This is a genomic window from Actinacidiphila sp. bgisy167 (genome assembly GCF_965342175.1).
Classification (GTDB): Bacteria; Actinomycetota; Actinomycetes; order Streptomycetales; family Streptomycetaceae; genus Actinacidiphila.
This window is the reverse complement of the sequence record NZ_CBDRBL010000005.1, coordinates 1-25,455: the sequence shown is the minus strand read 5'-3', so window position 1 is coordinate 25,455 and position 25,455 is coordinate 1. Positions and strand designations below refer to the sequence as shown.

General features: G+C 70.9%; 25 protein-coding genes and 1 tRNA gene. 12 read left to right on the top strand and 14 right to left on the bottom strand.

The window, feature by feature from the left end; all coding sequences use genetic code 11:
* Positions 1–90: 90 nt before the first annotated feature.
* The 5 genes from ACRWND_RS03060 to galU are packed head-to-tail and all read right to left on the bottom strand — an operon-like array spanning position 91 to position 3,980.
* Entirely contained in the window at positions 91–711 is a 621-nt protein-coding gene (locus ACRWND_RS03060; RefSeq protein WP_431945743.1) for a GNAT family N-acetyltransferase, read from the bottom strand.
* Positions 708–1,196, bottom strand: coding sequence for a MogA/MoaB family molybdenum cofactor biosynthesis protein (locus tag ACRWND_RS03055; protein ID WP_431945558.1), 489 nt, complete (start codon positions 1,194–1,196; stop codon positions 708–710). Before ACRWND_RS03055 ends, ACRWND_RS03060 begins: the two co-directional genes overlap by 4 nt.
* The gene (gene moaC, locus ACRWND_RS03050) at positions 1,193–1,675 is read right to left on the bottom strand and encodes a cyclic pyranopterin monophosphate synthase MoaC (RefSeq protein ID WP_431945556.1); all 483 of its coding nucleotides are present in this window, start codon (positions 1,673–1,675) and stop codon (positions 1,193–1,195) included. Before moaC ends, ACRWND_RS03055 begins: the two co-directional genes overlap by 4 nt.
* 56 nt (positions 1,676–1,731) lie before the next feature.
* Positions 1,732–3,075 (bottom strand): molybdopterin molybdotransferase MoeA, encoded by a 1,344-nt coding sequence (locus ACRWND_RS03045; RefSeq protein WP_431945554.1) that lies wholly within the window; start codon positions 3,073–3,075, stop codon positions 1,732–1,734.
* Positions 3,072–3,980 carry a UTP--glucose-1-phosphate uridylyltransferase GalU gene (gene galU, locus ACRWND_RS03040; RefSeq protein WP_431945552.1) on the bottom strand — a complete coding sequence of 303 codons (909 nt, stop codon included), beginning with the start codon at positions 3,978–3,980 and terminating at the stop codon, positions 3,072–3,074. Before galU ends, ACRWND_RS03045 begins: the two co-directional genes overlap by 4 nt.
* 80 nt (positions 3,981–4,060) lie before the next feature.
* Between galU and ACRWND_RS03035 the strand changes: the two genes are divergently transcribed.
* Positions 4,061–4,657: a 5-formyltetrahydrofolate cyclo-ligase gene (locus ACRWND_RS03035; protein ID WP_431945550.1), complete on the top strand. Its 597-nt coding sequence runs from the start codon at positions 4,061–4,063 to the stop codon at positions 4,655–4,657.
* A 168-nt stretch (positions 4,658–4,825) separates the two neighbouring features.
* On the opposite strand, the gene ACRWND_RS03030 is transcribed toward ACRWND_RS03035, so the two are convergent.
* Positions 4,826–7,729 carry a penicillin acylase family protein gene (locus tag ACRWND_RS03030; protein ID WP_431945548.1) on the bottom strand — a complete coding sequence of 968 codons (2,904 nt, stop codon included), beginning with the start codon at positions 7,727–7,729 and terminating at the stop codon, positions 4,826–4,828.
* A 164-nt stretch (positions 7,730–7,893) separates the two neighbouring features.
* Between ACRWND_RS03030 and ACRWND_RS03025 the strand changes: the two genes are divergently transcribed.
* From ACRWND_RS03025 to ACRWND_RS03005, 5 genes are all read left to right on the top strand, one after another.
* The gene (locus tag ACRWND_RS03025) at positions 7,894–9,393 is read left to right on the top strand and encodes a potassium/proton antiporter (RefSeq protein WP_431945741.1); all 1,500 of its coding nucleotides are present in this window, start codon (positions 7,894–7,896) and stop codon (positions 9,391–9,393) included.
* Positions 9,394–9,601: 208 nt separating this feature from the next.
* Complete coding sequence (locus ACRWND_RS03020; protein WP_431945546.1) at positions 9,602–10,948, top strand: MFS transporter; 1,347 nt, start codon at positions 9,602–9,604, stop codon at positions 10,946–10,948.
* A 66-nt stretch (positions 10,949–11,014) separates the two neighbouring features.
* Positions 11,015–11,335, top strand: coding sequence for an FmdB family zinc ribbon protein (locus ACRWND_RS03015; RefSeq protein WP_431945544.1), 321 nt, complete (start codon positions 11,015–11,017; stop codon positions 11,333–11,335).
* A 124-nt stretch (positions 11,336–11,459) separates the two neighbouring features.
* Positions 11,460–12,470 (top strand): zinc-dependent alcohol dehydrogenase family protein, encoded by a 1,011-nt coding sequence (locus tag ACRWND_RS03010; RefSeq protein ID WP_431945739.1) that lies wholly within the window; start codon positions 11,460–11,462, stop codon positions 12,468–12,470.
* A gap of 149 nt (positions 12,471–12,619) precedes the next feature.
* Positions 12,620–13,480 carry a universal stress protein gene (locus tag ACRWND_RS03005; protein ID WP_431945542.1) on the top strand — a complete coding sequence of 287 codons (861 nt, stop codon included), beginning with the start codon at positions 12,620–12,622 and terminating at the stop codon, positions 13,478–13,480.
* A gap of 84 nt (positions 13,481–13,564) precedes the next feature.
* Here ACRWND_RS03005 and ACRWND_RS03000 read toward each other — a convergent pair whose 3' ends face one another.
* Positions 13,565–14,245 (bottom strand): helix-turn-helix domain-containing protein, encoded by a 681-nt coding sequence (locus ACRWND_RS03000; protein ID WP_431945540.1) that lies wholly within the window; start codon positions 14,243–14,245, stop codon positions 13,565–13,567.
* A 329-nt stretch (positions 14,246–14,574) separates the two neighbouring features.
* On the opposite strand from ACRWND_RS03000, the gene ACRWND_RS02995 reads away from it, so the two are divergent.
* The gene (locus tag ACRWND_RS02995; protein WP_431945538.1) at positions 14,575–15,045 is read left to right on the top strand and encodes a hypothetical protein; all 471 of its coding nucleotides are present in this window, start codon (positions 14,575–14,577) and stop codon (positions 15,043–15,045) included.
* A gap of 191 nt (positions 15,046–15,236) precedes the next feature.
* Positions 15,237–15,716 (top strand): large conductance mechanosensitive channel protein MscL, encoded by a 480-nt coding sequence (mscL, locus tag ACRWND_RS02990; protein WP_431945536.1) that lies wholly within the window; start codon positions 15,237–15,239, stop codon positions 15,714–15,716.
* Between the two features lie 11 nt (positions 15,717–15,727).
* Here mscL and ACRWND_RS02985 read toward each other — a convergent pair whose 3' ends face one another.
* Entirely contained in the window at positions 15,728–15,940 is a 213-nt protein-coding gene (locus ACRWND_RS02985; protein WP_431945534.1) for a hypothetical protein, read from the bottom strand.
* Positions 15,941–16,211: 271 nt separating this feature from the next.
* Entirely contained in the window at positions 16,212–17,198 is a 987-nt protein-coding gene (locus tag ACRWND_RS02980; protein ID WP_431945532.1) for a sigma-70 family RNA polymerase sigma factor, read from the bottom strand.
* Between the two features lie 190 nt (positions 17,199–17,388).
* On the opposite strand from ACRWND_RS02980, the gene ACRWND_RS02975 reads away from it, so the two are divergent.
* Entirely contained in the window at positions 17,389–17,916 is a 528-nt protein-coding gene (locus ACRWND_RS02975; protein WP_431945530.1) for an N-acetyltransferase family protein, read from the top strand.
* A gap of 10 nt (positions 17,917–17,926) precedes the next feature.
* Here ACRWND_RS02975 and ACRWND_RS02970 read toward each other — a convergent pair whose 3' ends face one another.
* The 4 genes from ACRWND_RS02970 to ACRWND_RS02955 all read right to left on the bottom strand — a co-directional run bounded on the left by ACRWND_RS02970 (position 17,927) and on the right by ACRWND_RS02955 (position 21,732).
* Positions 17,927–18,430, bottom strand: a complete 504-nt coding sequence (locus ACRWND_RS02970) for a MarR family winged helix-turn-helix transcriptional regulator (RefSeq protein ID WP_431945528.1) — start codon at positions 18,428–18,430, stop codon at positions 17,927–17,929.
* Between the two features lie 391 nt (positions 18,431–18,821).
* The gene (locus ACRWND_RS02965; RefSeq protein ID WP_431945526.1) at positions 18,822–20,333 is read right to left on the bottom strand and encodes an MFS transporter; all 1,512 of its coding nucleotides are present in this window, start codon (positions 20,331–20,333) and stop codon (positions 18,822–18,824) included.
* A 121-nt stretch (positions 20,334–20,454) separates the two neighbouring features.
* Positions 20,455–21,087 carry a TetR/AcrR family transcriptional regulator gene (locus tag ACRWND_RS02960; RefSeq protein WP_431945524.1) on the bottom strand — a complete coding sequence of 211 codons (633 nt, stop codon included), beginning with the start codon at positions 21,085–21,087 and terminating at the stop codon, positions 20,455–20,457.
* A 234-nt stretch (positions 21,088–21,321) separates the two neighbouring features.
* On the bottom strand, positions 21,322–21,732 hold the full coding sequence (locus ACRWND_RS02955) for an organic hydroperoxide resistance protein (protein WP_431945522.1): 411 nt from the start codon (positions 21,730–21,732) through the stop codon (positions 21,322–21,324).
* A 103-nt stretch (positions 21,733–21,835) separates the two neighbouring features.
* On the opposite strand from ACRWND_RS02955, the gene ACRWND_RS02950 reads away from it, so the two are divergent.
* Complete coding sequence (locus ACRWND_RS02950; RefSeq protein WP_431945520.1) at positions 21,836–22,318, top strand: MarR family winged helix-turn-helix transcriptional regulator; 483 nt, start codon at positions 21,836–21,838, stop codon at positions 22,316–22,318.
* A gap of 262 nt (positions 22,319–22,580) precedes the next feature.
* On the opposite strand, the gene ACRWND_RS02945 is transcribed toward ACRWND_RS02950, so the two are convergent.
* Positions 22,581–22,886, bottom strand: a complete 306-nt coding sequence (locus ACRWND_RS02945) for a TetR-like C-terminal domain-containing protein (RefSeq protein WP_431945518.1) — start codon at positions 22,884–22,886, stop codon at positions 22,581–22,583.
* A 470-nt stretch (positions 22,887–23,356) separates the two neighbouring features.
* Between ACRWND_RS02945 and ACRWND_RS02940 the strand changes: the two genes are divergently transcribed.
* Both ACRWND_RS02940 and ACRWND_RS02935 read left to right on the top strand, forming a co-directional pair.
* On the top strand, positions 23,357–24,130 hold the full coding sequence (locus ACRWND_RS02940) for an alpha/beta fold hydrolase (protein WP_431945516.1): 774 nt from the start codon (positions 23,357–23,359) through the stop codon (positions 24,128–24,130).
* Between the two features lie 563 nt (positions 24,131–24,693).
* Positions 24,694–24,766 (top strand) — tRNA-Arg (locus ACRWND_RS02935).
* Positions 24,767–25,455 lie beyond the last annotated feature (689 nt).

Genomic DNA, 25,455 nt, shown 5'->3' with positions numbered 1-25,455 from the left:
TGTGTCGCACGATCTGGCTGATACTCCGAAATTTTTTTCTGATCGTGCCCACATCGGAGTCGAATCGGCGGCCACTTTCGAACAAAGATTTTATTTGTGAGCCGTTCCCGGTCGCGTCCGGTGCCAGCGCCGGAGCATTCCCTCCGGCACCTCCTCCGCCGTCAGCGCGAAGACCAGGTGGTCGCGCCACGCCCCGTCGATGTGGAGATAGCGGGGGCGCAGTCCTTCCTCACGGAAGCCGAGTTTCTCCACCACCCGGCGGCTCGGGGTGTTCTCCGGCCGGATGCAGACCTCGATGCGGTGCAGTCCCACCGCACGGAAGCTGTGGTCCACGGCGAGCGCGACCGCGGTGGGCATGACCCCGCGCCCGGCGACGGCCTCGTCGACCCAGTAGCCGATGTGGGCGCTGCACATGGAGCCCCACGTGATCCCGGCGACCGTGAGCTGACCGGCGAGCCGCCCCTGGTACTCGACGACGAACGGCATCATGCGGCCCGCGGCGGCCTCGTGGCGCAGATGCCGGACCATCTGGCGGTAGGTGGGCCGCTGGGTGAGGTGGCCCGGCGGCGCCGGCGGCACCGTGGCCTCCCAGGGCCGCAGCCACTGCCGGTTGCGCCGGTTCACCTCGCGCCAGGCCCGCTGGTCGCGCATCCTTATCGGGCGGAGGAGGACGTCCCCGTCCGCCAGTTCGGCCGGCCAGGACCCGTTCAGCTCGGTCTCCCAGACGTAGGGTGGTCGCCGCCGTGGATCTGCTCGACGGCATGGACGAGGATCGGGGCCAGGACGGCCAGGCCGTCCTTGACGCCGCCGGTCGATCCGGGGAGGTTCACCACCAGGGTGCGCCCGGCGACACCGCAGACGCCACGCGACAGCGCGGCCGTCGGCACCTTCTCGCGGCCCGCGGCCCTGATCGCCTCCGCGACTCCGGGGACCTCGTAGTCGAGGACCCCGCGGGTGACCTCCGGGGTGCGGTCGGTGGGCGAGATGCCGGTGCCGCCGGTGGTGACCACGACGTCGTACCCCCCGGCCACGGCCTCCCGCAGCGCGTCGCCGACGGGCTCGCCGTCGGGGACGACACGCGGGCCGTCGACGGTGAAGCCCATCTCGCGCAGTCCGGCGACGATCAGCGGGCCGCCCCGGTCCTCGTAGACGCCGGCGGCGGCGCGGTTGGACGCGGTGATCGCCAGTGCCCTCATCGGGTGCGGCTCCAGTCGCCGGACTTGCCGCCGGTCTTCTCCTCCACCCGCACGTCCGTGATGACGGCGGCCTTGTCGACGGCCTTGACCATGTCGACGACGGTGAGCGCGGCGACGCTCACCGCCGTGAGGGCCTCCATCTCCACGCCCGTGCGGTCGGTGGTCTTCACGGTGGCGGTGATGTCCACGGACGAGTCGCCCACCGAGAGGTCGACCTTCACCCCGGAGACGGCCAGCGGGTGGCACAGCGGGATGAGGTCGGGGGTGCGCTTGGCGCCCATGATCCCGGCGATGCGCGCGGTGGCGAGGGCGTCGCCCTTCGGCACGCCCTCACCCCGCAGCAGTTCGATGACACGCGGCGACACCAGGACCCGGCCGGTCGCCCGGGCGACGCGGGTGGTGACGTCCTTCTCCGAGACGTCCACCATGCGGGCCGCCCCCGCGTCGTCGATGTGCGTCAGATGCTGCTGTTCTGTCATCGGTCCGGCACTCCCACTGCTCGCCGCGTGCTCGCGTGGGCAGTAACGGTACCCGCTCAGTCGAGCAGCACGACGTCGACCTCCGAGCCCGCCGCGACCTGCGTCGTGTCCTCGGGCACCACGATCAGCGCGTTCGCGTGGGCGAGTGCTTTGACCAGGTGCGAGCCGGCGCCGCCCACAGGGGTGACCCGGCCGGTGGCGGGGTCGTGGCGGCCGCGCAGGAACTGCCGCCGGCCCTTGGGCGAGGAGGTCAGATCGCTGTCGCACACGGCCCGCACCGTCGTGCGGAACACCGGCTCCACGCCCATGAGGGTGCGGATGGCGGGCCGGACGAACAGCTCGAAGGAGACGTAGGCGCTGACCGGGTTGCCGGGCAGCGCGAGCAGCGGGGTGCGCTCCGGCTCCGGCGGCGCGGCCTGCGCGTCCTCCCCGTCGCCCCCCGCCTCGGCGCGTGCTCCGGCGTCGATGAAGCCGAAGCCCTGCGGCTTGCCGGGCTGCATCGCCAGCTTGCGGAACTCGATCTCCTCGCCGAGCGCCTCCTTCACCACGTCGTACGCGCCGACGCTGACGCCGCCCGTGGTGACCACGAGGTCCGCCCGGATCAACTGGTCCTCGACGGTGGCCCGGAAGGTCTCGGCGTCGTCCACGACCGCGCCCACCCGGTAGGACTGGGCGCCGGCCTCGCGGGCTGCGGCGGTGAGCATGTAGCTGTTGGAGTCGTGGATGCGGCCGGGGCCCAGCTCCTCGCCGGGCGGGACGAGTTCGCTGCCGGTGGAGACCACGACCACCCTCGGCCGGGGCCGCACCCGTACGGTGGCGCGGCCGACGGCGGCGAGCAGGGCGATCTGCGGCGGGCCCAGCACCGTGCCGGCGCTGAGCGCCAGCTCGCCCGCCGCGACGTCGCTGCCGCGCGCCCGGACGTGGTCGCCCCGCTCCACGGGTCGGTAGACGCGGACCTCGCCGCCCACGGCGTCGGGGCTCCGGCTCGCGGCCGGCATGCCGATGACCGGGTCGCCGCCCGTGCCGCCGTCGGTCCACTCGACGGGCACCACGGCCTCGGCGCCGGGCGGCAGCGGGGCGCCGGTCATGATGCGGGCCGTCTGACCCGGTCCCACGGTGGGCAGTTCGCCGCTGCCGGCCGCCACGTCACCGACGACGGTGAGCACGGCCGGATGTGAGGCGTCGGCGCCCAGGGTGTCGGTGGTGCGGACCGCGTAGCCGTCCATCGAGCTGTTCTCGAAGGGCGGCAGCGGAACGGGCACCATGACGTCCTCCACGAGGACGCACCCCTGGGCGTCGAGCAGTTGGAGCTCGATGGGCTCCAGCGGCTTCAGTTGCCGAAGGATGTTGTCGAGGTGCTCCGAGACGGACCAGACGCGGTCGGCCGTGCCACTGCTCAATCTTGCATCTCCTCGCTGACAAACGTGCGCAGCCAGGACCGGAAGTCCGGCCCCAGGTCATCACGTTCGCACGCCAGTCGGACAATCGCACGCAGGTAGTCGCCCCGGTCTCCGGTGTCGTAGCGCCGGCCGGTGAAGATGACGCCGTGCACCGGACCGTCCGGGCCGCCCTCCTGGGCCAGTTCGCGCAACGCGTCGGTCAACTGGATCTCGCCGCCGCGGCCGGGCCGGGTCTTGCTGAGCACCGCGAAGATCGACGGGTCCAGCACATAGCGCCCGATGACCGCGTACGCGGAGGGCGCCTCCTCCCGCGCGGGCTTCTCGACGAGGTCGGTCACGCGGACCACGTCGTCGTCGCCGGTGGGGACTATGGCGGCGCAGCCGTAGAGGTGGATCTGGCTCGGGTCGACCTCCATCAGCGCCACGACGCTGCCGCCGTGTCGCTCCTGCACCTCGATCATGCGGCCGAGCAGCGGGTCGCGGGGATCGATCAGGTCGTCGCCGAGCAGCACAGCGAAGGGCTGGTCCCCGACGTGCGGCTCGGCGCAGAGAACGGCGTGGCCGAGGCCGCGCGGGTCGCCCTGGCGCACGTAGTGCATGGTGGCGAGGTCACTGGACTCCTGGACCCGCGCCAGGCGCGCCTCGTCGCCCTTGGCGGTCAGCGCCGACTCGAGCTCGTAGTTGCGGTCGAAGTGGTCCTCGAGCGGCCGCTTGTTCCGGCCTGTGATCATGAGGACGTCGGAAAGGTGCGCGGCGACGGCCTCCTCGACGACGTACTGGATTGCGGGCTTGTCGACCACCGGCAGCATTTCCTTGGGCGTCGCCTTTGTGGCGGGCAGGAAACGGGTGCCAAGCCCGGCGGCAGGGATGACCGCCTTGCTGATCCGGGTACGCGCGTGAGTCATGGGGCAACGATAACCGCTGGCTATGAGGTGAAGATGAAGTTCCGGTTGCTTGATGACGAAAGGCGGCGCTTGCACGTCAAATGAGTGATGGCGAGATTATCAAAAGGGAATTGCGAGAACGCCTCCTCCAGGTGAGACGCGGGTTGACTGCCGATGACCGGGCGGAGGCCGAACGGGCGATCGCGCAACACGCCCTGGCCCTGTCCGCGTTCTCGCGGGCCCGGACCGTGGCGGCGTACGTGTCGGTGGGCGCCGAACCCGGCACCCGCGCACTGCTCGAGGTGCTGCGCGAACGCGGGGAACGGGTGCTTCTGCCCGTCCTGCTGCCCGACAACGACCTGGACTGGGCGCTCTACGAGGGGCCCGGCACCCTGCGGCCGGCCGCCCGGGGCCTGTACGAGCCCACCGGCCCCCGTCTCGGCCCGGACGCGGTCACCGAGGCGGACGCGGTGCTGCTCCCCGGACTGGCCGTCGACGGCCGGGGCCGGCGGCTGGGCCGCGGCGGCGGCTCGTACGACCGGGTCCTGGCCCGGCTGGACGCGGCGGGCGCGACGCCGGCGCTGGTGGTGCTGCTGTACGCGCACGAGGTGCTGGACCGGGTGCCCTGCGAGCCGCACGACCGGCCGGTCGACGCGGTGGTGACGCCGCAGGGCGTACGGCGCTTCGGCGGCCCCTGAGGGCGGGGGCTCGAGGGGCGGGCGGCACCAGAGGCGAGGGGGGCGGAGGCGAGGGGGACGGAGGCGAGGGGGACGGAGAACGCCCAGCAGCGGGTCAGCGCCTCGGGGACGAACGAAGGGGGCGGGCCTGACGGCCCGCCCCTTCGTGTCACGTTCCGCCCGTCACGGTCACGGCGTCAGCTCGAGGGTTTCCTGCGTCGCCGTGTCGACCCGCGGCTTGCTGAACATCCACGGCAGCAGCTCGCCCGCGGCCCACTTGGCGGTCTGGTCGGTGTAGTGGGCGCTGTAGGCGTGGCCGGAGGCGCCCGTCAGGTTGATCCACCGGGACTTGTCGAAGTCGGCGAGCGAGACGACCATCCGCATCGACGGCACCCAGACGACCTCGTAGCCGCCGGCCGCGTTCCAGCCGGTCGCGTTGACCGCGGCCTCGCCGCCGCCGAGCTGCCACGGGCCGCGGTTGAGCAGCCAGCGGACGACGGCCGGGCCACCGGTGCCCAGGGTCTGGTTGCGCAGCTCCAGGGTGTGGAGGCGGCCCCAGCTCCAGGTGTCGATGTTCTTGCCGAGCTTCGCGGTCAGCTCGTAGCGGGCGTCCTTCATGGCCCGGGCGAACAGCTCGTCGCGGGTGGTGTGCGCCCGGTCGCTGTCCTTGTCGTAGAAGGCCGAGGGGGAGTCCGTCCACCACGGGTTGTCCTCGTCCTTCACGATCGAGCGGACGACCTCGAACCAGCGGTCGCCGCCGTCGGGCTGCGCCTGGTCGGCGGCGCGCAGGCCGCACTCGCGCACCAGCTCGGGCTTGCCGTCGAGGTCGTCGACCGGGCCGGACCTGTCGGCGGCCGGGACGGTCAGGCACTGGCCCACCGGGCGCAGCTCCTTGGGCAGCTTGTTGCCGAAGGCCAGCTTGAGGATGTTGCGCCAGACGGCGTTGAAGTAGGCCGCCGGCGCCGAGTCGGCGTCCTGGTTGTAGTCCCAGCCCTCCAGGAGCTTCTGGGCGTTGCGGACGTAGTCGTCCTTATCGTTCCTTATGTCGATCTTCAGCAGGTACGGCACCAGGAGTTTGGCGATCTCGCTGCTGTTGTCGCCCTGCATCTCCTGCATGTCGTCCATGGAGACCAGGCCGCCGTCCTTGATCTTGGACTGGATCAGGTCGCTGATCCGCTGGCTGCGGGTGCCGTAGCCCCAGTCCTGGGTGAGCAGGTAGGGGTACTTGTCCTGGTCGACCACGGCCTGGTTGGCGGTGACGATGTAGCCGCGCTGCGGGTCGAAGTCGTACGGCATCTCGGAGAAGGGGATGTACCCCTTCCACTGGTACCGCGAGTCCCAGCCGGGGGCCGGGTAGGTGCCGTCGTAACCGCCGGCGCGGATCGGGATCCGGCCGGGCGCCTGGTAGCCGATGTGGCCCTTCGGCCCCTTGTTGTCGGCGTAGATCAGGTTCTGGGACGGGACGGCGAAGTCGCGGGCGGCTGCCCGGAACTCCTCCCAGCCGGTCGCGGAATCGAGCTTGAAGACCGCGTCCATGGTGTTGGACGGGGTCAGCGCAGTCCAGCGCAGGGAGACCGCGTAGCCCTCGGCACGGTCGGGCGCGGAGTTGGGCACCGGTGCGCGGTCGCCGACGGTGCGCAGTTCGGCGCTGCGATCGGAGATCACCGGGCCGTTTCCGGTGCTGCGCACCGTGATCGTGCGGTCGGCGCCGCCGGCGACCTTGATGGTCTCCTTGCGGGTCTCGAAGGCCTTCTGCTTGCCGTCGTAGAGGTACGTGTCGGTGGTGACCTTCTCCAGGTAGAGGTCGGTCACGTCGGCACCGAGGTTCGTCATGCCCCAGGCGATCGACGAGTTGTGCCCGATTATCACACCTGGCATGCCCGAGAAGGTGTAACCCGCCACGTCGAAGGGGCAGTCCTTGCCGACGGTGTTGCAGTGCAGGCCCATCTGGTACCAGAGCGAGGGCATCTGCGGAGCCAGATGCGGGTCGTTGGCCAGCAGCGGCTTGCCGGTGGTGGTGTGGTCGCCCGAGACCACCCACGAGTTGGAGCCGATGCCGTTGCCGTTGGGGCCGAGCAGCGCCGGGATCTGGTCGAGGGTGTCGGAGAGCGAGGCCAGCTGCGACTGGACGTTCTGCGCCGCGCCGGAGGTGTCGGTGGCGGCGCCCGGGCCGGCGCCGGTGGCGGTGGCCGTACCGGTGCCGGTTGCCGTGAGGGATGCCGCGTCGGTCGCCGTGCCGAGTTCCGTGCCGGTTTCCGCGTCGGCGCCGAGTCCCGTGCCGGTCTCCGTGCCGCCGCCCTCGTTCACACCGACTGCGGGATCTATGCCCGCTTCCGTGCCGCTTCCTGCCGGTTCGTACTCATCGGTGAGGTCGTCCACCCTGCCGCCCTCGACGATCGGCTTGTTCCGGGCGTACGGGTAGGCGGGGTAGAGCTGGGCGATCTGCGCGCGGCTCAGCCGGCTCGACAGCAGGGCGCGGTCGATCTCGTCCTGCATGTTGCCGCGCAGGTCCCAGGCCATCGCCTTGAGCCAGGCGACCGAGTCGACCGGGGTCCACTTCTCCGGCACATAGTCGTTGCTGAACTTCAGCGCCGCGTACTCGACGGACAGATCGGCGCCCGAGTGGCCGTCCAAGTAGGCGTTGACCCCGTCGGAGTAGGCCTGGAGGTACTTCTTCGTGGTGGCCGACAGCTTGGTGTCGTACTCCTGCTGGGCGACCCGGCGCCAGCCGAGCGTCCGCAGGAAGGCGTCGGTCTCGACCTGGCCGCTGCCGAACATCTCCGACAGCCGGCCGGCGGTCAGGTGCCGGCGCACGTCCATCTCGTAGAAGCGGTCCTGGGCCTGGACGTAGCCCTGCGCGCGGAACAGGTCCTCGGGGGTGTCGGCGTAGATCTGCGGGATGCCGTTGCCGTCGCGCTTCACTTGGACGGCCCCGGTCAGGCCCTTGAGCTGCAGGGTTCCGGTGGTCTGCGGGAGGGAGGCGCGAACGGTGGCGACACTCCAGTACGACCCGTAGACGATGCCCGCCACGAGCACGAGCACGACCCCGATCACGATGAGGCGCGTGCGGCGGGACTTCTTCTTGGCGGGCATCGATGTCCTTCGAGGGGCAGGGTGGACCGATTGCTAGGGGCCACCTTAGGCGTACCGAGACGTAGCTCCCCAAGCGGTGTCGGACCTGTGGACAGAGATCGCGCAACCTCAAGCACCGGTAAAATCTTAGGCAGAGCAACGAACTTCGCTGGAAGGACCGGCTCCTGACCGTCGAACGCCTCAATGAACTCCTGCTCGTGTGCGCCCTCGTGCTGCTCATGGCGGTGGTCGCCGTGCGCCTCTCCTCACGCAGCGGCCTGCCGAGCCTGCTCCTCTACCTGGGCATCGGCGTCGCCATGGGACAGGACGGGCTGGGAATCGCCTTCGACAATGCCGAATTGACACAAGTGTTGGGATATGCCGCACTTGTGGTGATTCTGGCCGAGGGTGGACTTGGCACCCAGTGGCGGGAGATCAAACCGGCGGTCCCGGCGGCGGCGGTCCTCGCGACCCTGGGCGTCGCGGTCAGCGTCGGCGTCACCGCCGCGGCCGGACACTTCCTCGTCGGTCTGGACTGGCGGGTGGCGCTGCTGATCGGCGCAGTGGTCTCCTCCACCGACGCGGCGGCCGTCTTCTCCGTGCTGCGCAGGGTGCCGCTGCCGAGCCGGCTGACCGGTGTGCTCGAGGCGGAGTCCGGATTCAACGACGCCCCGGTCGTCATCCTGGTCGTCGCCTTCTCCGAGCACTGGCCGGTGCACAGCTGGGGCGTGCTGCTGGGCGAGATCCTGCTGGAGCTGTCCATCGGCGCCGTGGTCGGCCTGGCCATCGGCATGATCGGCGCGTTCGCGATGCGCCGTGTCGCGCTGCCCGCCTCGGGCCTCTATCCGATCGCGGTGCTGGCGATCGCCGTCCTCGCGTACGCGGGCGGGGCGCTCGCCCACGGCTCGGGATTCCTCGCCGTGTACGTCGCGTCCGTCGTCCTGGGCAACGCCCGGCTCCCGCACCGCCCGGCGACCCGGGGCTTCGCCGAGGGCCTGGCCTGGCTGGCGCAGATCGGCCTGTTCGTGCTGCTGGGTCTGCAGGTGACCCCGCATGAACTCGGCGACGACATCGTGCCCGCGCTCCTGGTCGGCCTGGTGCTGACGATGGTGGCGCGGCCGCTTTCGGTGATGGCGAGCCTGCTGCCGTTCCGCAGGCCGTTCCGCGACCAGGCGCTGCTGTCCTGGGCCGGGCTCCGCGGGGCGGTGCCCATCGTGCTCGCCACGATCCCGATGGTGGCGGGCGTCCCGCAGAGCGAGCGCATCTTCAACATCGTCTTCGTCCTGGTGATCGTCTACACCCTGGTGCAGGGTCCGACGCTGCCCTGGGTCGCCCGCAGACTGCGCCTCGCGGACCTCGGGGGCGCGGAGGACCTGGGGATCGAGTCGGCGCCCCTGGAACGGCTGCGGGGGCACCTGCTGTCGGTGCGGATCCCACCCCGCTCGCGCATGCACGGTGTGGAGGTCGGCGAACTGCGGCTGCCGCCGGGTGCCGCAGTCACCCTGGTCGTCCGCGAGGGCAAGAGCTTCGTCCCGCTGCCGACGACGGTGCTGCGGCACGGTGACGAACTTCTCGTCGTGGCCACCGACCCGGTGCGGGACAAGGCCGAGGCCCGGCTGCGGGCGGTGGGACGCGGCGGCAAGTTGGCCGGATGGCTGGAATCGGGCGGTGCGGCCGGCCGTTAGCATGGCTGACGACAGTCATCACCAACTCTGCCTGATGCAGGGCTGGCGCGACCGCCCGGCGGCCGGACAGACCCGGTATCTACCTCGGTCATGCGCGAGAGGACAGCTCTCGGCGCACAGGAACGCGACCAGGCGTCCAGGGTGCGCTACCAGGCGGCGGAAAGGCCCGGCCGTGGGATCCACGGTCAGTCGTACATCTCGTAGGTCCATGCCGCGTACGCCGACGTCACATACGTCCACGTCGCGTGCGCCCGTGTCCGGTGGGGGTTCCCGTACGCCGGCGCGGCCGGGGTACGGGCAACTGCTGCGCACGCCGGGAGCGTGGGCCTTCCTGCTGCCCGGGTTCGCCGCGCGCCAGCCGTTCGCGATGCTGACGATCGGCATCGTCCTGCTGGTGCAGCACACCACCGGCTCCTACGGCACCGCCGGCGCCGTCTCGGCCGTCACCGGCGTCTCCATGGCGCTGTTCGCCCCGCAGAGCGGCAAGCTCTCCGACCGCTTCGGCCAGAGTGCCGTGCTGCTGCCGGGGGTGATCGTCCACTCGGCTTCCGGGGTGCTGCTGGCGCTGCTCGCGCTGGCGCACGCGCCTTTGTGGGCGCTGCTGGCGGTGGCGGTGCCCACCGGCGCCTCGGTGCCGCAGGTCGGGCCCATGGTGCGGGCCCGCTGGGCGGCCACGCTGCCGACCGGGTCGCCGCTGCTGCAGACGGCGGCGGCGTTCGAGTCCGTCACCGACGAGTTCACCTTCGTCATCGGGCCGGTGCTGGCCACGGCGCTGGCCACGGGGGTGCACCCGGCGGCGGGGTTGCTGTCCGAGGCCGTGCTGACGCTGGCCGGCGGGCTGCTCTTCGCCGCGCAGCGGCGGACCGCGCCCGCCTCGTCCCGGACCGTCCCGGGGGGCCGCGAGCGGGGAGCCTCGGCGCTGCGCGTGCCGGGGGTGCGGGTGCTGGCGGTGGCCTTCCTCGGGATCGGCACGGTCTTCGGCGGCATGCAGGTGTCCATGACGGCCTTCACGGAGGAGATCGGGCGGCCGGGCACCAACGGCCTGCTCTACGGGGTCTTCGCGGCCGGCAACATGCTCGCGGGCATCGCGTGCGGCGCCGTCGCGTGGAAGTCGGGGCCCAAGCGGCGCCTGGTCGTCGGCTACACGGCGCTGACCCTGGCCACCTCCATGCTGTGGGCGGCACACGCAGTGCCGCTGCTGGGCGGGCTCGGGCTCCTGGTCGGGCTCACCATCGCGCCCGCCCTGATCACCGGCTACACCCTGGTCGAGTCGCTCGTTCCCGCCGGGGTCCGCACGGAGGCGTTCACCTGGCTGACCGGCGCGGTGGCGTTGGGCCAGGCGGCGGCCGCCACGGCGGCGGGACGACTGGCCGACGGGCTCGGGGCGAGCGCGGGGTTCACCGTACCGCTGGTGGGCACCGGACTGGCGCTCGTCACGCTGCTGGCACTGCGCGGACGGCTGGTGCCGAGGCCGGGGGACGTGGTCGCGGCGCGCGGCGGCGGGACCGGCCACAGCAGTGGCATCGGTCACCGAGAGCCGGTCGCGGTGGACTGATGCCGCGGAATGCTGCACTATTGACCGTCGTTAGCACTCACTGAGTCAGAGTGCCAGGAGGAGCAAGTGCCGACCTACCAGTACCAGTGCACCACCTGCGGCGAGGGCCTCGAGGCGGTGCAGAAGTTCACAGACGACCCGCTGACCGAGTGCCCGGCCTGCAACGGCCGGCTTCGCAAGGTCTTTTCCGCGGTCGGCGTCGTCTTCAAGGGATCCGGCTTCTACCGGACGGACAGCCGCGGCTCGTCGTCCAGCAGCACGCCGGCCTCCAAGAGCGGCAGCTCGGAGTCGAAGGCCTCTTCGGACTCCAAGAGCAGCGGCTCCGCCGGCTCCTCCAGCAGCACCACCAGCGGCTCCACCAGCTCGGCGAGCACGTCGGCCGCCTGAGCGGAGCCCACGGCGCCCTGCCCTGGCGAAGGCCCCCGTCCCGTGCGACGGGGGTCTTCGCCATGCCCGCGTGACGGGCTTCGGGCTGCAGCGCCGAGGCCTCCGGTCGCAGACTGGAGACATGCTGAGCGGTTGGGTCGTCGATCGGCCCGGACCCATGATCACGGAGCCACTGGTACGCGTCGGACGCCCCAAGCCTGTGCCAGGACCGCGGGAACTGCTGCTGCGCGTGGAGGCGTGCGGCGTGTGCCGTACCGACCTGCACCTGGCGGAGGGCGACCTGCCACCCCACCGCCGCGAGACCATCCCCGGGCATGAGGTGGTGGGGCGCGTCGTCGGCACGGGTGAGCTCGTCAGCCGCTTCACCGAGGGCGACCGGGTGGGGGTCGCCTGGCTACGCGGCACGTGCGGGAACTGCATCTACTGTCTGAGCGGCCGCGAGAACCTGTGCCCGTACTCGCTCTACACCGGCTGGGACGCAGACGGCGGCTTCGCCGACTTCACCTCCGTGCCCGAGGACTACGCCTACGCCCTGCCCGAAGACGCCGACGGCCGTGACGCCATGCACCTGGCGCCCCTGCTGTGCGCGGGCATCATCGGCTTCCGCGCGCTGCGCCGCAGCGACCTGCCGCCCGGCGGGCGGCTCGGCATCTACGGCTTCGGCGCCTCCGCGCATATCGCTGCCCAGGTCGCCCTGGCCGAGGGGGCCACCGTGCATGTACTGACGCGGTCGGAACGAGCGCGGGAACTCGCGCGGGAACTCGGCGCCGCCTCTGCCGGGGCGGCGGCGGACCGCCCGCCGGAACCGTTGGACGCGGCCATCCTCTTCGCCCCGGTCGGCGACCTGGTGCCGCCGGCCCTGGAAGCCCTGGACCGGGGCGGAACCCTGGCAATCGCCGGGATCCACCTCACCGACATCCCGGCACTGAACTACCAGCGCCATCTGTTCCAGGAACGCAATCTGCGCAGCGTCACCTCCAACACACGACAGGACGGAAAGGAATTCCTGGCCTTGGCCGCCCGAATCGGCATCCGGGTGACTGTCACCCCCTATTCCTTGGACCACGCGGACCGGGCGCTGTCCGACCTGGCCGCCGACGGTGTCAACGGCGCCGCGGTGCTGCTGCCGCGCTGAGATGTGGACGAGGGGACGGGGGACGAGGCGGGCAAGGGCTGTCCGGGCAGCTGCAGTGCGGCGTGGGCATCGCCGAGACGGGACGAGGGCGGGACGGAACGCAGGGGGGACGAGTCCGAGCGGAGCGACAGCGACAAGGAGACACCGCCATGGACACCAGCCACGGATCGGTCGTGGTCGGCACGGACGGCTCGCCCCGCGCCATCGCCGCGGTGATGTGGGCCGCAGGCGAGGCCGTGCTACGCGATCGCCCGCTGCACATCCTCCACGCTGCCGGCCTGGAGACCCGTTCGGGCCGCAACCTGACGCCCGAGACCGCACAACTCGTCATCGACAACGGCCACGCGGTGCTGGACGAGGCGGCGGCCGCCGCCACAACCCGCTACGCGGACCTGACGATCACCACCTCTCTCGGTAAAGGGAAGCCCGCCGACACCTTGGTGGACCACTCCGGGCCCGAGAGCCTCGTCGTGGTCGGCAGCCGTGGGCTGGGTGGCTTCCAAGCGCTGTTGCTGGGCTCGGTCGGGCTGCGTGTGGCGGCCCACGCGTGCGGGCCCGTGGTCATCGTGCGAGGCAGCGAGCATCCGTCCACCGGTGTCGTCCTGGCCGGGCTCCGCGACGAGACCGACCTGGCCACCGTGCGCTTCGCCGCCGACGAGGCCCGGCTACGGAAGGCCACCTTGCGCCTCCTGACGGCATGGAGCCTGCTCGGGGCTGTGGGCGAGATGGTGCCCGGGCTGGACGACGCCAGGTCGGTCGGTGACCGGGAGGCGGCCGCGCAACAGCAGGTCGCCGACAGGATTCGCGAGGAGTACCCGGACCTCACCGTGACTGTGGACCTGGTCAACGCCTCCTCAGCGAGCGGCGCCCTGGTGGATGCCTCGGCCCATGCCGACCTACTCGTCGCAGGCGCCCAACGGCATCGACGTTCCCGCGGCCGACTGCCACATGTGACCCATGCCCTGCTACACCACGCTCACTGCCCCGTGGCGGTGTTTCGCCACGCCTGACCGGCCGGCCGAACCGAATGCGTCCGATCGGACGCGCGATCACATCCGACTGTGCCCGTCTCTCTCCTTCGCGGCTCTTGCCTGCTACACGCTGCGTATGAGGCTGCCGGAGATACGGGAGGGGACGATGCGTATCCACAGGTCGTCCTCACCTCCGGACCAAGGGCCAGGATGGGCCTCCAGCACCCGAGAGTCCTCGGGATCGACGACGCGCTCGGCGGCCCCGAGAACCAGCACACTCCATCCCGCGCTGAGACAGGCGTCGAGTTGGTCGACCTCGAAGGCGACCTCATTGCCCTTGGCCAGGGACGGAGGCGCGTCCGCAGCCGTGCGGTAGATGATGGTGCCGTCGACGACCGCGTAGTTCACAGGAACGACCGCGGGGTGGCCCCCGCCGGTTGTCAGCGCGATCCTGCCGACGTCCTGGCCGGACAGCCGGTTCCAGCACTCCTCCGGCCGCATCTCCTCCATCACCGGTGGACCGACGGCCTCCTCACCGGGCACGTGCTCGGCATCACCGCCCAGCAGATGGCTCGCAGTGGTGCGCAAGGCGCCTGCAAGCCGGAGCAGGGCGTTGGTGCCGATGGTGTGGTGGCACTGCTCCTCCACATACCGCACGTAGCTGGACGTCATTCCGGCCCTGGCGGCCACTTCCTCGCGGCTGAGCCCCAACTGTTCCCGCCGCTGCGCGACGCGACGGCTGACGTCCCCCGGATGAGCTCTGGACCTTTCGGACGGGCCGTCGCGCAATGGCTGACTGGTCATGTCGACCACCTCCCGCTCTCGAGCTCCGCGCTTCGGTTCGTTACCAGCAAGCACACCACCACCGGCGCCGCACCGCCAGGCCCGTCAAGCTCATCCCCTCGAACGGGTGGCCGAGTTATCCACAACCGGCCAGTACTCCACAGGGCGCCGAGGCGCCGCGGCGCGATGCGTCATGGTGGTCGTGCCCGGCCGGAAGCACCGGCGGGCAAGGCCCGATGACGGGGGTGGTCGAGATGGTGGACAGCGGTGGCGCCACATGGTGGGCAGGCGGCGGCCCGGTACCGCCGGCGGGTATGGGCACGGACGCGCCCACACCTGGCGTGGTCCCGATGTTCGCGCCGATCAGGGCGGGCGGCGGGAGGCATCGCCTGCGCCGTGCGCTGCGCCGACGGCGGCGGATGATGGCCGCGGGCCTGGCGATGACCGCTGCCGCACTGGCCGCGGCGGCGCCCCGGACGGATCAGCAGCCCCGCCGACCGGGACGGGACGCCCCGGCTGCCGCTGCCGCCGCACAGGACATGGTCCGGGCGCCGGTGCGCATCGCGGACGCGGCTGCCGCCTCGCTGGTCCGGCCCGGCGACCGGGTGGACGTCCTCGCCGCGGCGCGCGTGGTGGCCCGCGGAGCGCCTGTGGTGGCGGTCCCCTCTCCCCCCGCCGGCGCCCAGGGCCTCGCCGCGGCAGGCGTGGACGGGGGCGGATTCGGCGGCGGAGCACTGATCGTGCTGTCGGTACCACGGGGGACGGCTGCCGCGTTGTCCGGCGCCGCGGCCTCCTCGCCCCTGGCGGTCGCCCTGCGTTAGCCGTATTCCATGAGAAGGGCAGCAACCAGTGGGTGAGCCCCCGCGCGCACCCCCTACCCTCAAAGGCCGAACCGCTCACCTACCTCCGTGACCGCCGGCCCTCGCTCCGGCGGCGCCCCGCGGGACACCACTGGGTACCCACGGCTCCCCGGGCCGCACTGCACGGTCGTTCCTCGAAAGGAATTCGTCCCTTGAAGGGCTTCAAAGCCTTCCTGCTGCGTGGCAACGTCGTCGAGCTCGCTGTCGCGGTCGTGGTCGGCGCCGCGTTCAGCAAGATCGTCGACGCGTTCGTGAAGGGCCTCATCAATCCGGTGATCGGTGCCATCGGCACCAAGAACCTCGACGGCTACACCCTGTGCATCGAGGCGCCCTGCACCGTCGTCAACGGCGAGCTCACCAAGGGTGTGGGCCTGCTGTGGGGCGCCGTCGCCGGCGCGGCGCTGACCTTCCTCATCACGGCCGCCGTCGTGTACTTCCTGCTGATCCTGCCGATGAACAAACTCAACGAGCGGCGCAGGGCGGGCAAGGAGGAGGCAGTGGCCGCTCCCACGGAGCTGGAACTGCTGACCGAGATACGCGACCTGCTCGCCCGCCAGCAGCAGGGCCACGGCGACGCCCCCACCATTCCCTCTCCCTACAGCCACGGCAGCAGCAACCGGACGCGTCCGTAAGACGGGCCGCCTCAGATGTGGTGCGGGGGCTTCTCGTCGAGAAAGCGCGCGAGATCCCCCGCACCGCCCTGGCCGGGGCGCTCGCCCCATCCGGTGTCGGTGTCGTCGGACGACTGTCGGTCCAGCGGGTCGTCGAAGACCAGCGCCGCCGCGGGGTCGTCGCGCGGTGCTCGCGGAACAGGGGCCTCGGTGTGGTTCGTGGCGGAGTAGGGGGTACTGCTCATGCCACCCAGGGTACGGGGCGGCTCGACGGCTCCCGCTCGACCAGACGGCCCGACCACAACGACCAGGCCGCACGCACCGGGCCGACCCAGGTCCGGGCCGACCCAAGTCCGGGCCGACACCGGGCCAAGCCGACACCGGGCCAAGCCGACACCGGGCCGACACGGGGACCGGTCCGGCGGCGCCAAGGGTCGAGCCCCGGCACAGGGGGGTGGCACCGGGGCTCGAGTCTGTGGAGTCAGCGCGGGCACCGCGCGCGGTGGCCGCCCAGGGTCAGGCCGCTTCGATGGACAGCCCGGTCGCGCGCGCCATGCGCTTGAGGTCCGCCAGCGCGTGCTTCTCGATCTGCCGGATCCGCTCACGCGTCAGCCCGTGCTGCTTGCCGACCTCGGTCAGCGTGCGCTCGCGGCCGTCCACGATGCCGTAGCGCGCCCGGATGATGGACGCTGTCCGGTCGTCGAGCCGGTCGATCAGGTCCTCCAGTTCCTCACGCCGCAGCATGACGAGTACGGAGTCCTCCGGCGAGGTCGCGGAGGTGTCCTCGACGAGATCGCCGAACTGCGTCTCGCCCTCGTCGTCCACCGACATGTTCAGGCTCACAGGGTCGCGCGCCCAGTCCAGTACGTCGGAGACCCTTTCCGGGGTGGAGCCGAGCTCGTCCGCGATCTCCGCGGGCTCAGGGTCGCGCCCGTGCTCGCGGTTGAACTCGCGCTGCACCCGGCGCACCCGCCCCAGCTCCTCCACCAGGTGGACGGGAAGCCGGATGGTGCGCGACTGGTCCGCGATGGACCGGGTGATCGCCTGACGGATCCACCACGTCGCGTACGTGGAGAACTTGAAGCCCTTGGTGTAGTCGAACTTCTCGACGGCGCGCACCAGGCCTGCGTTGCCTTCCTGGATCAGGTCGAGCAGCGGCAGGCCGCTGCGCGGATAGCGTCGCGCGACGGCGACGACCAGGCGCAGGTTGGAACGGATGAAGACGTCCTTGGCCCGCGCTCCCGCGGCGGCTATCGCCTCCAGTTCCTCTCGGCCTGCGCCCGCTCCCTGACCCAGCTCCTCGCCCGCGAGGAGCTGCTCGGCGTAGACGCCGGCCTCGATCGCCCTGGAAAGCTCGACTTCCTGCGCGGCGTCGAGCAGCGGCGTGCGCGCGATCTCGTCGAGGTACATGCCGACGAGGTCACGGTCGGCCATCTCACCGTGGCCTGCGCGAGCGCTGCTGTTCCCGCCTGTGGTGCTGCGGGCGACGGCACGGGTTGCCATGCGTGCTCCCTTGCGAAGGTTCGGTCGGGTGTCTGGTCGAATGAGCTGCCCCTCCAGCAGCTTCGCGCGTGCCTTTCGGCTGCCCACTCGAAAAGAGATAACGACTGGAATCCGGACACAATTCCCAAGCGCGACCCCGTTTTTTACGATCTTGCAGTACCCTGTAGGGCCCAAAGCCGGAGGTGGATCATTGTCAGAGTCCACAGAAGTGCAGGTCAGGACGGGGGTGGAGGGGGATTTGCAGGCCCTCACCGACCTGTGCAACCACTACATCCGGGAGACGGCGACCACCTTCGATCTCGAGCCGTTGTCACCGGAACAGCGCCGTCCTTGGCTCCTGTCCCACCCGGAAGACGGGCCGCATCGCCTTTTGGTTGCCTGCGGAAAAAAACCGGACGGCTCGAACGGACTGCTCGGATACGCCACAAGCAGCCCGTTCCGCCCGAAGGCCGCGTACTCCACCTCCGTGGAGACCTCCGTGTATTGCGCCCCGGACGCAGGCGGCCGCGGCGTCGGCACTCTTCTCTACGCCGCGCTCTTCGAAGCCCTGCGAGGCGAGGACCTGCACCGCGCGTACGCCGGCATCACGCAACCCAACGAGGCGTCCGTCCGCCTGCACACCCGTTTCGGATTCCGCCCGCTGGGCGTCCACCGGGAGGTCGGCCGGAAGTTCGGCCGCTACTGGGACGTCGCCTGGTACGAGAAGGAGCTGGCCTGAACCGAAGGGCTCAGCGCAGCCAGGGGAGGTCTTCCGCCCCGCCGTCGCGCGGCTGGAGCCCCTCGGCGATGGCCCGGCAGATCTCGCCGAGTTGGCGCACCTGCTCTGCCGAGAGCGGGTCGAAGATCGCCCCGCGCACTGCCTCGACATGGCCGGGGGCGGCCGCGGCGAGCGCGGCGAACCCCTCGTCGGTGAGCACCGCCAGCTGCCCGCGCCGGTCGGAGGGACAGTTCTCGCGCCGGACCCAGCCGTTCCCCTCCAGACGGGATATGGCGTGGGAGAGCCGGCTGCGCGTAATCTTCGAGCGTTCGGCCAGTTCCGTCATGCGCATCCGGCGGTCGGGGGTCTCCGAGAGCCACACCAGCAACGAGTAGTACGCGTGTGGCATCCGTGCGTCACGCTGGAGCTGCCGGTCGAGCGCGTCCGAGACCAACTGTGTGGACGCCAGGTAAGCACGCCAGGTGCGCTGCTCCTCCTGGCTCAACCAGCGGGGTTCGGTGGCTCTCGTGCTCATGGCTCCACTCTACGAACTCGACCTTGAAGTTTCAAGCAATCGCGAACCCAACCCCTCCCTTCCGCTTGAAACTTCAAGAGACCGCCAACCTTCCCCGAGAGTGCCGCCCCGGCCGTACCGCTGGACTTCGAGCACACATCCCCCCGCCGGACGGCTCACCCATCCGCGGAGCACTTCGCCGCGCTCTACCTGACACGGGCGCCGCGAGGACGCGCTCGGCGAGCAGCGCAAGCGTCATCGACAGCTTCTGGACCGGTCCGGCCAAGCGCTCCGTGCAGTTCGGCAGGTAGTCTCCGCGACGCGACAGGAAGGGCCCCGCTTCCTCCCATGAAGCGGGGCCCTTCCGTGTGCTCGCCGTTCGTCCGGCGTGCCGTCGTCGTCGACGCGTGCGTCAGTGAGCGATCACCGGGACGGCGACGTCTTCCGCGCCATCGGCGTCCTTGCCGCCGGAGCCGGCCACCACTCCACCGCCACCGCCGGTGTTGATGAAGGTGAAGGCGATGATCGCGGACAGGGCCAGGATCCCGACCGCCCACCAGATCGCCGTGGAGTAGCCGTGCACGGCCGCGGCGTTGGTGAAGCCCTGCTTGCCGAGGGTGCGGGCCTCGGCCGCGTGCGCCGCGACCCACGAGGTGGTCGCGCTGGCCGCGATGGTGTTCAGCAGCGCCGTACCGATGGCGCCGCCGACCTGCTGCGAGGTGTTGACCATGGCGGAGGCGACACCCGCGTCACGCGGCTGAACCCCGTACGTGGCCAGACTCATGGCCGGCATGAAGGCCGTACCCATGCCGAGGCCGAGCAGGATCTCGGCCGGCAGCACCAGGCCCGCGTACGAGCTGTCGACCGACAGCTGGGTCAGCACGAGCATGCCCAGGCCCGCCACCAGGAAGCCGGGGGTCATCAGCAGGCGCGGAGGGACGCGGGTCATCAGGCGCGCGCCGATCTGCGTCGAGCCGGTGATCATACCCGCGATCATCGGGAGGAAGGCGAAGCCGGTCTTCAGCGCGGAGTAGCCCTGGACGACCTGCAGGTAGTAGGTGAGGAAGAGGAACAGGCCGAACATGGCGATGATGGCCAGGCCCAACGAGAGGTAGACACCGCCGCGGTTGCGGTCGGTCACCACGCGCAGCGGCAGCAGCGGGGCCTTCACGCGGGCCTCCACGGCCACGAACGCGACGAGCAGCACCACCGAGGCCACGAACAGGCCGATCGTCGTCCCCTCGCTCCAGCCGTGGGTCTCGGCGCGGGTGAAGCCGTAGACCAGGGAGACCAGGCCCGCGGTGGCCAGCACGACGCCGGGGATGTCCAGAGCGCTGCTGTTGCGGCTGCCGGCCGGCTCGCGGACGAAGCGCATGGCGCCGAAGGCGGCGACGGCGGCGAAGGGGATGTTGACGAAGAAGGTCCAGCGCCAGTCCAGGTACTCGGTGAGCACACCGCCGAGGATCAGACCGACGGCACCGCCACCACCGGCGATGGCGCCGTAGATGCCGAACGCCTTGGCGCGTTCCTTGGCCTCGGTGAACATCACCGCGAGGAGCGACAGCGCGGCCGGCGCGAGGAGCGCACCGAAGGCGCCCTGCAGCGCACGGGCTCCGAAGAGCACCGCCTCGTTGGCAGCCGCGCCGCCGATGGCGGAGGCGGCGGCGAAACCGATCAGGCCCGTGACGAAGGTACGGCGGCGGCCCCAGAGGTCGGCGATGCGTCCGCCGAAGAGCAGCAGCCCACCGAAGACGAGCGCGTAGGCCGTGATGACCCACTGCTTGTTGGCGTCGGAGATGCCCAGGTCGGTCTGGGCGGACGGAAGGGCGATGTTCACGATGGTGCCGTCGAGGACGACCATCAGCTGAGCTATCGCGATGAAGGCCAACGCCTTCCAGCGTTGGGAATGTGCCGTATCAGGCATGGGTGAACTCACTAACGGTACGAGGAGATGACGACATTGAAGACGAAGAGGACTTACGGTATGTAACGCAGATGTTGTGGGCGAATGAATTACGCGGGGGCACCCGCTCGGCAGGCGGACCTCAGCGACATTGCCGCAGATCGTCGAAAGTGACGGACTGGCCGGGGAGTTCGGAGCTCGCCGACGCCTGCAGGCCGTCGACGAACAACTGCAGATGACGACGGACGAAGCGATCCATGCTGCCGCAGTGCATACCGGGCAGTGGCCGCGTCAGCTGGCTGACGGCCACCATCACGTCGCCGACGTCGATGTCGGAACGGAGCCGTCCGATCCGCCGCCCGGCGGCCAGCAGCTCCTCGATCGCGTGCTCCAAGCGTATGCGGCTCTCCTCGAGCCGCGGATCCCCCTTGCCGAATCCGGTGGAGAGCATCGGGCACAGCGCGCCCACGCGCTCGTCGGCCGCCTCGTGCACGAAGCGGCGCAGTGCGTCGAAGGCGTCCGGCTCCTGCGCCAGCGCCTCCTCGGCCCGACGGGTGAGCCGGTCCATCACCGACAGGGCCACCTGGAGCGCGAGCTCCTGGCGGTCGGCGAAGTGACGGTAGACAGTGGCGTTGCCCACTCCGGCTCGCTTGGCGATCTCGTCGAGCGGGGCGTCGACACCGTGCTCGAGGAGCGCCTCACGGGCGGCGACGATGATCCGCTCGCGGTTGCGCGTGGCGTCCGCGCGAAGCTTCACAGCGGCGTTCGCCGTCATGACGGGGCACTCCTCTCGTTCCGTTCGGTTCCGGGGAGCGAGTCCCCGTTTGTGCGGCGTAGGGATAAACGGGGAACCGTTCCCCGGATATTTCGGCGTCCTTCGTGAACTGGGTCACACGCACGCGGCCGAGCGGGGTGGCGCCCGGGAGGCAGGGCGTCGCGGCCCCCGCGCACAGCGGAAGGGCCCCGGACGCTGCCGCGCCCGGGGCCCTTCCGCACATCCTTGCTCCGCTCACTCCACGACGAGCTCGACCGGGATGTTGCCCCGCGTCGCCTTGGAGTACGGGCACACCTGGTGGGCCTGCTCAAGCAGGCTGCGGCCGGTCTCGTTCTCCAGTTCCGCCGGAAGTTCGGCACGGAGCACGACGGCCAGGGCGAAGCTCGTCTCGTCCTTGCCGATGGTCACCTCGGCGGTCACGGAGATCTCACTGGTGTCCACCTTCGCCTGCCGCCCGACCAGGGCGAGGGCGCTGGCGAAGCACGCGGCGTAACCGGCGGCGAAAAGCTGCTCGGGGTTGGTGCCCTGACCGTTGCCACCGAGCGCCGGCGGCATGGCGAGCGCCAGGTCGAGCTGACCATCGGAGCTGACGGCGCGGCCGTCACGGCCGTTGGCGGTGGCGACGGCGGTGTACAGCGGGTCCATGGAACGTCCTCTTTCGATCGGTTGCGATCTCGACGACGACAAGTAAAGCACACAATTCAGTTGTGCACAACTAAAATGTGGACGGTCGAGTTACCATCGACCCATGACCGCCACCGCGCCCGCCCGCGCCGAGGACCATCTCCGGCTCGGGAACCAGATCTGCTTCTCCCTGCACGCGGCATCGCGCGCCTTCGGCAGCGTCTACCGCGTCGTCCTCAAGGACCTCGGCCTCACCTACCCCCAGTACCTGGTGATGCTCGTGCTCTGGGAGCACGGCGCCCTGCCGGTCAAGAAGATCGGCGAGCACCTGCGCCTGGACTCCGGCACCCTCTCCCCACTCCTCAAGCGCCTCGAGGCCGCCGGCCTCGTCCGTCGCGAGCGCTCCACGGACGACGAGCGCTCCGTCACGGTCCACCTCACCGACGCCGGCACGGCGCTCCACGAGAAGGCCCTGCGGATACCGCCCCGCATCTCCGCGGCCACCGGCCTCGACCTGGACGAGATCAACGACCTGCGCGCCCGCGTCGACCGCCTCACCGCTGCCCTCACCGCGGCCGGCCTCGACGACGGGCAGCCCCGCACCTGACGCGCCCGATGCTGCTCTGCGTCCTTACCGGGACACGCCGGCGGGACCGTTCCCCGCACTGCGAGACGGCGCGCCGCGAAGCACGGGGGAACGGCCGCCGCCCCGGCGCTCCCGCCGACGCGCCCGCGGGGAGGCGTCGACCGTGTCGTCCTGCTGTCGCCGGGTTCTTCGGGCCGCTGCGCCCGTACGGCGCAGCGGCCCGAACGCGACAGCGATCCCGCGGGGACAGCCGATCGTCAGCCGGCCGCTGACGGGGGCCGCTTCAGGCCGCGGAAGGCTGGTCCACAAAGACGGTGCGCGGCGGGGACGCCAGGGTCGCACTCACCAGGCCGCGTATGGACTGTTCGTCGAGCCTGACGCCGTAGAACAGGCTGCGGAACAGCATCAGCCGGGCCCACATGTCCAGCACCGTGGAAACGTCGGCGTCCTGGGGGAGGGCCCCGCGTTCGACCGCCCGGTCGAGAACCGCGACCGACTGCTTCTTGCGCTGCTCTATGAGTTCCTCGCGCAGACGCTGGCCGAGTTCGGGGTCCGCGGCGGCGTCCGAGACGAGCGCGGGCAACACCATTCGCGATCTTGTTCACGCATCCCCCTGGGTTCACACAGGGGAAGTCGAGCCGGCGGGCGAAGGGACCCGTGTCACCGAGTACTGGCACGACCTGCGGAGCGGACCCGGCGCCCGCGTGACGGAGCTGCTCGGCCTGGTGTTCACCGGCCCAGGACCGCGTACGCCGGCCTGCTCAATCCCTGCCCCGACGTTCCGCACCGACGTGACCTCGCGGGCCGGGCCGTCCGTCCACCGGCGACCGGGCGCTCGGCCATGAACGGCACGGCGCCCCACTCACTGCGCGCAGTGCTCCGCTGTACCGGGGCGGCCACCACCGCGCCAGGCTGCTTCCTGACCGGACGGACCGCGCGGCCACCGAACGCTCCCCGGCACACCGGCGCCCGCAAGCCCCTCGGCGGGGGAGACGCGAGACGGGGTCCCGCCACGGCCCGGCGCCCCCGGAAGACGACCGGCGACGGGGGGCGCGCGGCATGACCGAGCCCACCTCGCGCGTGTTCGGCGGCGACAGGACAGACTCCGCTGTGGTGATGTTGCACGGCATCCGCGTTTCCTCGTCCATGTGGCTCCCCCATGCCCGGCGGCTCGCACCCGCCTTCCGGGTAAGCACCCCCGACCTGCCCGGCCACGGCGCATTGCGCGGTCGGACGTTCACCCTCGCGGCGGCCGTCGAGGCACTCGACCCGGTCGTCGCAGAGGCGCATGCGGTGACCGGCCGACGGCCGCTGGTCGTGGGCATGTCCCTGGGCGGCTTCGTGGCCATGGCCCACGCGGCGCTCTGTCCCGAGCACGTGCACGGGCTGCTGGTGTGCGGGTCGACCGCGCGGCCGCGCGGCTGGAAGGCGCTCGCCTACACCGCTGCCGCGCGCATCGACGAGCTCCGGAGCGAGGAGCGCAGCACCGAGGTGAACGCCCGCCTCTTCCGGCGCCACGCCACGCCCGAGTGCGCCGAGGCGGTCATCGCCGGCGGCTTCGCCCGGCACGCCTTCGGTGAGGCCGTCCGGGAGCTGCGCCGCGTGGACTTCCTGGACCTGGCCGCCCGGCTGCGGACTCCGACCCGGTTCGTCAACGGGCGCCGTGACCTCCTCTTCCGCCTGGAGGAGCAGACGTACGTCAGGGCCGTGCGCGGCGGCGGTACAACCGCCCACCTCTCGCACGCCCCCGGCGACCACCTCTTCCCACTCCAGGATCCGGATGCCTTCGCCGACCTGGTCCGGCACACCCACGCGCGGCTGCCCGGCGACTGACGCCCCTGCCGTGGAACCGCCCGTCCCGGTACCCGGCCGGGCGGGTCGGCCGTCCGATCCGCAGCTCGCCCGCGCGGGCGCACATCGGCTGGAGGGCCGCAGGGCTGAACAACGGGGCGGGCACGACGCCGAGCCGGTGGTGACTGCGCTCAACACGGCAGCTGGCCCCCTCCGGTGCGGCACCGTACGCGGCGCGCCGACGCCGCACACCGGCAGGTCGTCGGATGCAGCCGTCAGAAGTTCAAGGGCCCCGCAGGCGCCGCGTCGAGCAGGCATGGGCTCGGCTCGACCCCATGACCTCGCCCGTCGAGCCGTTCACCAAGGCACCGCCTCCGGTACCCCCCGATACCCGACCGCGCTGTCACCGACCCACCGCATGGCAGCGCCTGCCCGAGCAACGATCCGGTACCCTGTGGATCGAGCGCCCCGGCGGGCGCTGCCGTGCGGTGTCCGGATCATGTCCCCCACTCGCTTGGCAGCCGTCAGCCTGGGAACGCTCAGAGCTTGACAGAGGACCTCGCAAGGTGCGGCCCCACCGCATGACGAGGTAACGATCAAGCCTCGCCTCAGTAGCTCAGGGGATAGAGCACCGCTCTCCTAAAGCGGGTGTCGCAGGTTCGAATCCTGCCTGGGGCACATAGTGAAGGGCCAGTTCAGGGGCTTGATGCCCTCGAACTGGCCCTTTCTCGTGACCACGGCCGTGCCACTTCCGTGCCACTTGAGTCCACGTCGCCTCGCGCCCCACGGATCATCGAGCCGAGTCGATCAGCGATCCCGATCACGACCGTTGACCATCGAGGGTGTTCAAATCCCGAGGCCAGGCCGGTAGGCCCCTCCTCGTCGAAGAGACCGCTTGGCTCGACTCGGGCAACGGGGCCCCATCGCCCCGGAGTGATCGCTACGGTGGACGTCTCGACGAGCAGGGGGTCTCTCGTGGCTGACTATGCCACGCATGCGCACAAGGCTCAGGAGTTGCTTGAAGCAGCTGAGCGAGAGAGGGGGCGGCTCTCCGTCGAGACTCGCGTACGGATGGCCCAGGTTGAGGCGCTCCTTGCACTTGCCGCCGCGATAGACAAGCAGGAGAGAGCGGCATCCCGTTGAGGGACGGCCCCGTCAGTTGTACAGCCGTGCCGCCCCCGTCAGTTGAGGAAGATCAGAGGCCTCCCCGTCCCACATCCGTGCCAGATCCAGCGGGGAACCGCGGGGAACGGCGGGACCGGCAGGTGTCTGATATCCCTTTCCGCCCACCTGCCTGCTTCGCAGGTCAGAGCCACAGTCGCCCCACCTCGCTCCTGAGGCGGTGGTCACATGTCGGGTGGGCCGAT